General features: G+C 43.1%; 13 protein-coding genes. 6 read left to right on the top strand and 7 right to left on the bottom strand.

Annotated elements, in window-relative coordinates:
* Nucleotides 1-38 precede the first annotated feature (38 nt).
* From ABF638_RS35495 to ndhC, 5 genes are all read right to left on the bottom strand, one after another.
* Entirely contained in the window at nucleotides 39-287 is a 249-nt protein-coding gene (locus ABF638_RS35495; protein WP_435027471.1) for a type II toxin-antitoxin system RelE family toxin, read from the bottom strand.
* Complete coding sequence (locus ABF638_RS35500) at nucleotides 284-487, bottom strand: hypothetical protein (protein WP_435027472.1); 204 nt, start codon at nucleotides 485-487, stop codon at nucleotides 284-286. Before ABF638_RS35500 ends, ABF638_RS35495 begins: the two co-directional genes overlap by 4 nt.
* A 391-nt stretch (nucleotides 488-878) precedes the next feature.
* A complete protein-coding gene (locus ABF638_RS35505) occupies nucleotides 879-1,409 on the bottom strand; it encodes an NAD(P)H-quinone oxidoreductase subunit J (protein ID WP_094348036.1) in 531 nt (176 codons plus the stop codon).
* Nucleotides 1,402-2,139: a photosynthetic/respiratory NAD(P)H-quinone oxidoreductase subunit K gene (gene ndhK / locus ABF638_RS35510; RefSeq protein WP_181930966.1), complete on the bottom strand. Its 738-nt coding sequence runs from the start codon at nucleotides 2,137-2,139 to the stop codon at nucleotides 1,402-1,404. The genes ABF638_RS35505 and ndhK overlap by 8 nt, the downstream gene beginning before the upstream one ends.
* The gene (ndhC, locus tag ABF638_RS35515) at nucleotides 2,130-2,492 is read right to left on the bottom strand and encodes a photosynthetic/respiratory NAD(P)H-quinone oxidoreductase subunit C (protein WP_012411797.1); all 363 of its coding nucleotides are present in this window, start codon (nucleotides 2,490-2,492) and stop codon (nucleotides 2,130-2,132) included. Before ndhC ends, ndhK begins: the two co-directional genes overlap by 10 nt.
* Nucleotides 2,493-2,815: 323 nt before the next feature.
* Between ndhC and ABF638_RS35520 the strand changes: the two genes are divergently transcribed.
* The 6 genes from ABF638_RS35520 (at nucleotide 2,816) to ABF638_RS35545 (ending at nucleotide 5,408) form a co-directional block, all read left to right on the top strand.
* Nucleotides 2,816-3,151, top strand: a complete 336-nt coding sequence (locus ABF638_RS35520; protein ID WP_181930964.1) for a rubredoxin — start codon at nucleotides 2,816-2,818, stop codon at nucleotides 3,149-3,151.
* 343 nt (nucleotides 3,152-3,494) lie between these two features.
* Nucleotides 3,495-4,499: a photosynthesis system II assembly factor Ycf48 gene (locus tag ABF638_RS35525; RefSeq protein ID WP_435027473.1), complete on the top strand. Its 1,005-nt coding sequence runs from the start codon at nucleotides 3,495-3,497 to the stop codon at nucleotides 4,497-4,499.
* A gap of 192 nt (nucleotides 4,500-4,691) precedes the next feature.
* The gene (gene psbE / locus ABF638_RS35530) at nucleotides 4,692-4,940 is read left to right on the top strand and encodes a cytochrome b559 subunit alpha (RefSeq protein ID WP_069071322.1); all 249 of its coding nucleotides are present in this window, start codon (nucleotides 4,692-4,694) and stop codon (nucleotides 4,938-4,940) included.
* Between the two features lie 9 nt (nucleotides 4,941-4,949).
* Nucleotides 4,950-5,087, top strand: a complete 138-nt coding sequence (gene psbF, locus ABF638_RS35535; RefSeq protein WP_015115279.1) for a cytochrome b559 subunit beta — start codon at nucleotides 4,950-4,952, stop codon at nucleotides 5,085-5,087.
* Nucleotides 5,088-5,095: 8 nt separating this feature from the next.
* Nucleotides 5,096-5,218, top strand: a complete 123-nt coding sequence (locus tag ABF638_RS35540; protein WP_012411802.1) for a photosystem II reaction center protein L — start codon at nucleotides 5,096-5,098, stop codon at nucleotides 5,216-5,218.
* Between the two features lie 70 nt (nucleotides 5,219-5,288).
* Nucleotides 5,289-5,408 (top strand): photosystem II reaction center protein J, encoded by a 120-nt coding sequence (locus ABF638_RS35545; protein WP_012411803.1) that lies wholly within the window; start codon nucleotides 5,289-5,291, stop codon nucleotides 5,406-5,408.
* A 185-nt stretch (nucleotides 5,409-5,593) separates the two neighbouring features.
* On the opposite strand, the gene ABF638_RS35550 is transcribed toward ABF638_RS35545, so the two are convergent.
* Together ABF638_RS35550 and ABF638_RS35555 are read right to left on the bottom strand one after the other, a co-directional pair.
* Nucleotides 5,594-5,704 (bottom strand): photosystem I reaction center subunit VIII, encoded by a 111-nt coding sequence (locus ABF638_RS35550; protein ID WP_193950956.1) that lies wholly within the window; start codon nucleotides 5,702-5,704, stop codon nucleotides 5,594-5,596.
* A 228-nt stretch (nucleotides 5,705-5,932) separates the two neighbouring features.
* Entirely contained in the window at nucleotides 5,933-8,404 is a 2,472-nt protein-coding gene (locus ABF638_RS35555) for a hypothetical protein (RefSeq protein ID WP_435027474.1), read from the bottom strand.

Below are 8,404 nucleotides of genomic sequence, written 5' to 3' on the forward strand. Positions count from 1 at the left end.
GGGGGATCTAAAACTTTTGATACCGACAAGAGGACTTTTCAAACAACCTCTAAGACACGCTGAAATATTACTGTTTCACCGTCAAATATAATTCCGATACGATAATCACCTATACGAATCCGATAAATATCATCATATCCTTGAAACTTTTTGATATTACTAATTTCTTCAAAGTTAGCTATTTTTGGTATTTCTTCAAAAGCAAGTACTTTAATTGTCTCGTAGTAAGGTGTACTTTTGAGTGCTTTTAAATCTTTAATAAAACTGGATAAATACTGGGTATTCACTCTCTTTCTAATTCGGCTAATGCTTCATTAATATTTAATGGTATTTCTTGTTGCACTTCCTTTATTGCTAATATCAATCCTTCATCTTCAATCACTTCTAATAAGCGTAGATAGTCTTGAAAATCTATAACTACTTTACGAATGTTACCTTGAGTATCTGTGATTAATTCTTGAGCAAATGGGTATTGATTGGTTTTCATTTGGGTATTAGTGTTTGTAATCATAGAGAATTTGATTACCTTTACATAGTATAAGTATATAGGACTTACGAACTGTACAAATTCATTATCTTGTGCATTAACGAGAATATATTGTTTCAGGCTTTTATCAATCATCCTTGGATAAATAGCGATCGCCTAAAAAGTGTCGAAAAATCAAGGTTCAATGCCTGAAATAAGTACCACATATTTGGTATTTCCTGTTAATGCGTAAGTCCTATAGTCAATGAATTACAGCAAATTTTGTCAACCAACTGTTACATGAGACACCAAAAACATAACCCCTCTCCGCCACCGGAAAGGGGTTAATCACTGCCGAAACCCAGCACTATATTGTACAGACGCGATTAATCGCGTCTCTATTCAGCAATCTCTAATAAGCGTCCTGCAACTCATAAAAATCAGGCGAGATGTAATCCTTCCGCAAAGGCCAACCTACCCAATCTTCCGGCATCAAAATCCGCTTGAGATTTGGGTGTCCTTCGTAGATAATGCCGTACATGTCGTAAGACTCGCGCTCTTGCCAATCTGCGGTCTTCCAAATCCAGTACACAGAAGGCACTACAGGGTTTTCCCGTGGTAAGAACACCTTAACTCGAACTTCTTCGGGGCGATCGCTATTATCACCGACTTTAATCAAGTGATACATACTCACCAATTCTTGTCCTGGGCCAAGGTCAATACCACCTTGACACTGGAGATAATTAAACCCATAAGCATAAAGGGCTGTAGCGGTGGGAAGCAAGAAATCTGCCGCCACCTTAATTATCTCTACACCATTTTTGTCTGGTGCCAAAAACTCATGGTCAAAGCCATTTTCCGTCAACCACTGGGAAACTTTACCCGCTTGTACCAATGACTCTTCTTTCGCTGCTGGTACTGGTTTAGATTCTTCTTCAGCCACGGGTTTGTTCCTCCTTTTGCGCCTTTTCTGTCAGCAGTGCAGGTGGTATTGGCATACCAATCGCTTCCGCCAATTCCTTCGGTGGTGCATAGCGAGTGTCTGACTGCAAATACTTACCAGTTAAGATTTCTTCTACTGGCTTCAAATTATGAGTCGTGCTGTAATAGCGGTGAGTTTGCTTAATTTTATCCCGCTCTTGCATCGATTCATTGGAGATTTTCTTCCGCAGCTTAATGATTGCGTCGATAATTGCTTCTGGACGGGGAGGACAACCAGGCAAGTACACATCCACAGGAATCAGTTTATCGACTCCGCGCACTGCCGTAGGGGAATCAACGCTGAACATCCCGCCAGTAATTGTGCAAGCTCCCATCGCAATTACATACTTTGGCTCTGGCATTTGTTCATAAAGACGCACCAGTTGCGGAGCCATCTTCATCGTAATAGTCCCTGCCGTAATAATTAAATCGGCTTGGCGGGGGCTAGAACGGGGAATTAGTCCAAAACGGTCAAAGTCAAATCGGGAACCAATTAAAGCTGCAAACTCAATAAAGCAGCAAGCAGTACCAAACAGCAACGGCCACAGACTAGAAAGCCGCGCCCAGTCGTAGAGGTCATCAACCGTCGTCAAAATGACGTTTTCTGAAAGGTCTTGAGTGACATTGGTACGCTCAATGGGGTTGATGATTCGTTCTTTACCCTGGGTTGTTAAGTTAGAATTCAAGACCATTCCAAAGCTCCTTTACGCCATGCGTAAACTAAAGCGACTACAAGAATTGCAATAAAGACTAGCGCTTCAATAAAAGCCAATAGCCCCAAACGGTGGAAAGCTACCGCCCAAGGATACAAGAAAACAGTCTCCACATCAAAGACGACGAAGACTAGAGCAAACATGTAGTAGCGAATGTTGAACTGAATCCAGGCTCCCCCGATGGGTTCCATGCCAGATTCATAAGTGGTGCGACGTTCTGGAGCGTAACCACTGGGTCGTAGGAGCTTGGAAGCTGAGAGCGCTAAGGCAGGTACTAGGCTACAGATGATGAAGAAGCCTAGAAGGTACTCGTAACCGCTGAGGACAAACACAATGAGTATCTACCGCTTATGGAGTATTTTAAGTAGTGAGTTTTGAGTGCTGAGTGCTGAGTGCTGGTACTGAGTGCTGAGTGCTGAGTAGGAAATCTCACTTCTTTACTCAGAACTTTCGGAACTCGGAACTGTTTTACTCAACGCCCAATCCCTTAACTGCGTAACTTTCTTTTACATTATATCTGTTTGGTTTTTCTGAAATCTGGGAAACAGACGCACTTCAGGTATTTGATTCGCTTTTGCTAGTGATAGAAAAGTCTAACAATTATGTCATAATTTTTAACGTATATTTAAGATTTCTTCTCTGCGAGGCCTTAGCCATGAGCGAACCAGCTGTTGAGACTCCGGTGTTAGACCGCTACGAGTGTCGCGCCTGCGGTTATGTTTACGAACCTGAGAAGGGAGATGACAAGCATGATATTCCTTCCGGGGTACTCTTTGCAGAACTGCCCATAAATTGGCGCTGTCCAGTTTGTTCTGCTAAAAAGACCGCTTTTGCCAACATCGGCCCTGCCGGTACTGCATCCGGCTTTAAAGAAAATCTCGGTTATGGTTTGGGTGTTAACAACCTAACGCCAACCCAAAAGAATATCCTAATTTTTGGTGCTTTGGCTCTTGGGTTCTTGTTTTTTATCAGTCTTTACGGCTTACAATGACAGCCTTTAAGCAATTCCAAATAACGCTCTCTACCAGAGGCTTTACACTGCGCTAACAAAATTCAAAATGCAAAAGCCAGGACTTACCGAAGAAAGGCAGAAGGCAGGAGGCAGAGGGCAGGAGGTAAGAAGTATCAATTAAAACTTTAGTTCTGGGTCTAAAGCCCAGTTTAAAGCAATAATTATACTGAGACTGCTTGCAGCGATGTATAAAACGTCCTTGCTTCAATCCCACTCTTTTAAGGGTGGGTTACCTCCTGCCTCCTGCCTTCATCCTCCTGCCTCCTGAAAGCATCCTGGCTGCCAACTCCTACAAAAATTTAGAAATAACTAAGAAATACTGATGCATTCAATTGTGAAAGGTTGGCAACGAATATTTGCCTTGTTAATAGTAGTCGTGATGTGCATAGGTTGTAGCCAAGTTCCCTCTGTTAGCTACAACCCTTGGAAAGTAATTTCTGTGCCAACAGACTCGAATTTATTGGATATTGCTTTTACTGATAACCTTGAGCATGGCTATTTAGTCGGTAGCAATGCCACCCTATTGGAAACCAATGACGGTGGTAATACCTGGAAACCAATAACACTGCAACTGGATGAGCAGAAGTATCGCTTTGACTCAGTAAGTTTTGCAGGCAAAGAAGGCTGGATTGCCGGAGAGCCTGGACTTTTACTACACACGACCGATGAAGGTGCTTCTTGGTCGCGTATCCCCCTGAGCGAAAAGTTACCAGGTAGTCCGATCGCAGTTAAGGCGCTAGCAGACAATACAGCTGAAATGGCTACTGATGTGGGAGCCATATATAAGACCACAGACGGCGGCAAAAACTGGAAAGCCCAGGTGGAATCAGCAGTGGGTGTGGTGCGTAACTTGGAACGTTCTGCTGATGGTAAATATATTGCTGTTTCTGCTAAGGGTAGTTTCTACTCGACTTGGGAACCAGGGCAAGATGCTTGGGTTCCGCATAACCGCAATAGTTCTCGGCGTTTAGAAAACATGGGTTTTACGGAGAATGGGCAATTGTGGTTACTAGCTAGAGGAGGTCAAGTTCAGTTTAGTGACCCAACTAAACCTGAAGAATGGCAAGAGGCAAAATATCCAGAGTTATCCACCAGTTGGGGTTTGCTGGATTTGGCATATCGTACACCCGATGAAATTTGGGTAGGTGGCGGTAGCGGTAATTTGCTACGCAGTGGCGACGGTGGCAAAACCTGGGAAAAAGACCGTGACATAGAAGAAGTGGCTGCTAATTTGTACAAGATTGTGTTCTTAGAGCCAGAGCGGGGATTTATAATTGGCGATCGCGGCGTTTTGCTCAAATATCTACCAAATCCTGAAGCAGCTTAATGGGGACTGGGGATTGGGGACTGGGGACTGGGTACTGGGGACTGGGGACTGGATACGAGTTTTCCCAATACCCAATCCCCAATCCCCAATACCCAGTACTTATTTCTGAGAAGAACGTTGCAACTTGTAACTCTTTCTTAACTTTGTAGGATAATAAACTCTATAACATTCTTTGTGGAGGTAGGGATCTAAATGTCAGGTACCACTGGAGAACGTCCGTTTTCAGACATCATTACCAGCGTTCGTTACTGGGTAATTCACAGCATCACCATCCCAGCATTGTTTATTGCTGGTTGGCTATTTGTGCAAACTGGACTGGCTTATGATGCCTTTGGCACACCTCGTCCCAACGAGTATTTCACACCAGCACGCCAAGAAGTGCCCATTGTGAAGAACCGTTTTGAAGCGAAAAAACAAGTTGAACAATTTATTGGAAAGTAGTTTGAGATCATGACTAGCGGCAATAACATCAATCAACCAGTTACCTATCCAATTTTTACCGTTAGATGGCTGGCAGTTCACACTTTAGGTGTACCAACTGTATTCTTTTTGGGCGCGATCGCCGCAATGCAATTTATTCAACGTTAGGAGCAATTATGGTAGAAAGATCGCCCAATCCCAATAATCAGCCGGTTGAACTAAACCGGACTTCGCTATACCTGGGACTACTACTAGTTTTCGTTCTGGGGATTCTGTTTTCCAGTTACTTCTTTAACTAATTGGAACTACTGTTGTTAATCTTTGTTTATTGAACGTGTGTTGATTTGTTGTTAAGGGAGGAGAGAAGCTGTGTCTGGAAGTGGGAGAATTCCCCTGTGGGTCGTCGCTACGATCGCAGGTTTAGGTATAATTACAGTCTTGGGCATTTTCTTTTATGGTGCCTACGCCGGACTCGGTTCTTCGATTTAACATTAGTTAGTTTGAACCGAACACTATAAGTCAGAATTTTCCAGCATTTGTTGAGAAATCAACGTTAAAAAAACCGCCTGTCTCTATGAGATAGGCGGTATTAATTTTGCTTGATAGTCATTTGTCCTTTATCCTTTGTCATTTGTTTCTTGCAAATGACTAATGACTAATGACTATTGACTACATCAGCTGATATCGTCGCTTTCAATGTATAAAAATAGAAACGCGAAGGTTACAGCTGGTAAAACCCAACCAATGATGGGAACGAAGATAGAAGGCAAAAAGGAAGCTGCCATAGTAAAAGTTCCTGTTAAATAACACTACAATTCAAAATGAGCTTACTGCAAATCCTGCCAGATTTTTGAAATTCTAAAGATTTTTAACACAGCCCATGTTGAGAGTGGGGGGAAATGAGGGAGCAGGGGAAGCAGGGGACAAGGTTAAAGGATAAAGAAACAAACCTCTTCCCCCCTTCCCCCTTCCCCTTTACCCTTCTTCATAATGCCCAATGCCCAATACCTAAGTTACATACCCAGGAGTTCGTCTAGCTGCAAGTTTGGCAAGTCTGGAGGAATCACAGTTCGCACTATTGTAACTTTGTGACTCTCTTGTTGGGTTGTCAGATCAAGTGCGATCGCTTCCAAGCGAATTTCCAAACAGCCAAAGGGAATGTTTAATTGCGTAATTCCTTCCAACCCTCCTGATGCATTAGGTAGTAAATTTGTCAATAAATGGGGCCCATCTAGTAACCAGCGAGTTTGATAATCTTCAAGCCATAACTTGACAACAACTTGCGGAGGTACTTCAGGCAGTACTACGCGCACTATGACAAACTTGCCAGCGATTAGTTCGCCTTCTGGCACATGCAACTGTGGAATTGGCAAAGGCTTATTGGCTGCTGCAATTATAGGTAAGGAAGGGGATAAATCTAATAGTGCTTGCTCCTTTTCTTCAAAGAGGTAACTCCTCGTTGCATCGGCTTCTAGTTCACTATATGTATCATCTACAACGATTTCTTGCGCCAACCAAGCTGACGCTATATTTACTTTTATCGGAGGAGGGGGAGGCGGTAGTTGTGTTACCAGAGCCGATGAAAGTGTTGCTTCTTCTAATACTTTTTCTAGTTCCGTATTTTCTCCTATCCCCAGATCTACTTCCTGCGATGTGTCTACATCTTCCTCAAAGTTCCCCAGTTCGTCAACCAACCCTTGATCTTCTTTCCATGTTTCCTGTTCGTGCCATGTCTCAGTCAGGATAAGTTCTGAGTGGCCCCAATCTTCGCTCAGATTATTCTCCGTGTTGGTATCTAGATTTAAGGGCAAGTTGATATCAAGATTGGTAGTTTCTGCACTAAGAGAAACGGGTGTCTGCTGCGCTGAAACATAGTTATCGTAGTCTTGAAGTTGCAGATCATTGATGGATTCAGGCAAAGAGTATCCTTGGCTCTGCATCCACTTCCTGAGTAAAGGAGATGAGTAAAGATTGCCTGTTGTAATGAATTGTGCATTTTGCTGGGCTTCTACTTCAGCAACGGATTCTTCCTGAAATTGTGTATTTGGTTGGGCTTCCACTTCAGCAACAAATTCTTCCTGGAATTGTGTATTTTGCTGGGCTTCTACTTCAGCAACAGATTCTTCCTGGAATTGTGCATCACCTACTATTAATTCAGGTGTATTTTCATCTTCAGCTACAATTGCGTCCAACTGCGGGAAGTCTTCAGGCGCATGAACTTCCAAGGTATCTGCGGGGACATTGGTTTTTACTTCTTCTTCTGCATCATTTGGCAAAGCTTGTAGCCGTTTCAAGTATGGCAAAGTAGTGTCGAGTATTGGCATTCGACGTTGCCTGATGACCAACTGCTCCAAATTAATCGCAGCTATAGTAGCATCCTTGTCTAGAAGCTCCTCCTGTATAGTGGGTTCTGCAACAACATCTGTGGGAGAGTTTGCATCAGTTTGAATAGGAGGCAGTTTCGGCAATTGAGGCGAAGTGCCTGAAGTCTTTAACTTAGATGTTGTCCGCAGGGTGGCTTCTCGCAGAACTTGCAGATTAATTTGCGGTGGTAGGGGTGTGCTTGGGGATGGATTAAGTATCTGTGGCTGGTCTGTTTTTGGAATGTTGACCAGATTGAATAGTTTCAAATCAAGCTTAACAGGTGTCTCTGGTTCTGTGAAAGCAGCAGATGAGTCTGATGGTGTTATGGGGTCATTTAAGGATGTATTAGGTTTTGCTGCGGCTGTGATTGCCAGTAATTCCGTTACATCTGCTGTAATGGTGAAAGACTGACTAGCTAACTGGATAACTTCACCAGCATCGGTGAATTTACCATACAAACTAATATCTGCCAAAATTAACTTGGATTTACAGTCAGCAGGAATATCAATTGAGGTATTGATGGTGAAGGGTAATTCCTGATCTGGCAAGGATCGCCGTACCTGGGTCAAGATTTTCGACTCTAGGGGCGATCGCAGTTCAATTCCTAGTTCAATTGCTCGCAGGCTTTCTGGAGATAATGTTTCAGCCTGATCTAGATTTGTCTTTTCTTTGAGTTCTATGTGTCCATTGATTGTAAGAGCGTGTCCCCAACGAGCAATGTAAGTATCCTGATCTAAAGTTAGCTGTAATGGTGGCGGTGGTTGTGTTGCTAAAGAATCTGTAAGCTTTTCATCCTGGGGCAGCAGTTCAGAGGTGGGTAAAGCTAAATCTATTAAATTTTGTAAAATCTGCTCTGCCGTCTCACCTTTGAGCCACACAGGACTCACAGGCTCATTGATAACTATATCTTCATCTTCTTCCGTTTCATCTGACAGAACAGTGGTAGAGGGATTGCTGTGTGTAATAATTGCCAGTTCTGTAGAAATAGCGATCGCGTGATCAAACGTAATTACGGGTTCTGCTGGGGCAGTGTATTCTAAATTTTCTTCATCTGGCAGAACAATGGTAGTGGGGTTGCTGTGTAATTCTGCGGGAACAGCGATCGCGTGATCAAACGTAAT

This window comes from Nostoc sp. CALU 1950 (genome assembly GCF_051172895.1).
Lineage (GTDB): Bacteria > Cyanobacteriota > Cyanobacteriia > Cyanobacteriales > Nostocaceae > Nostoc > Nostoc edaphicum_A.

Coding starts and splice junctions, on each gene's coding strand:
- psbE (WP_069071322.1), top strand. CDS start 4,692: ATGTCAGGTACCACTGGAGAACGTCCGTTTTCAGACATCATTACCAGC.
- ndhK (WP_181930966.1), bottom strand. CDS start 2,139: ATGGTCTTGAATTCTAACTTAACAACCCAGGGTAAAGAACGAATCATC.
- ABF638_RS35500 (WP_435027472.1), bottom strand. CDS start 487: ATGAAAACCAATCAATACCCATTTGCTCAAGAATTAATCACAGATACT.
- ABF638_RS35525 (WP_435027473.1), top strand. CDS start 3,495: ATGCATTCAATTGTGAAAGGTTGGCAACGAATATTTGCCTTGTTAATA.
- psbF (WP_015115279.1), top strand. CDS start 4,950: ATGACTAGCGGCAATAACATCAATCAACCAGTTACCTATCCAATTTTT.
- ABF638_RS35540 (WP_012411802.1), top strand. CDS start 5,096: ATGGTAGAAAGATCGCCCAATCCCAATAATCAGCCGGTTGAACTAAAC.
- ABF638_RS35520 (WP_181930964.1), top strand. CDS start 2,816: ATGAGCGAACCAGCTGTTGAGACTCCGGTGTTAGACCGCTACGAGTGT.
- ABF638_RS35550 (WP_193950956.1), bottom strand. CDS start 5,704: ATGGCAGCTTCCTTTTTGCCTTCTATCTTCGTTCCCATCATTGGTTGG.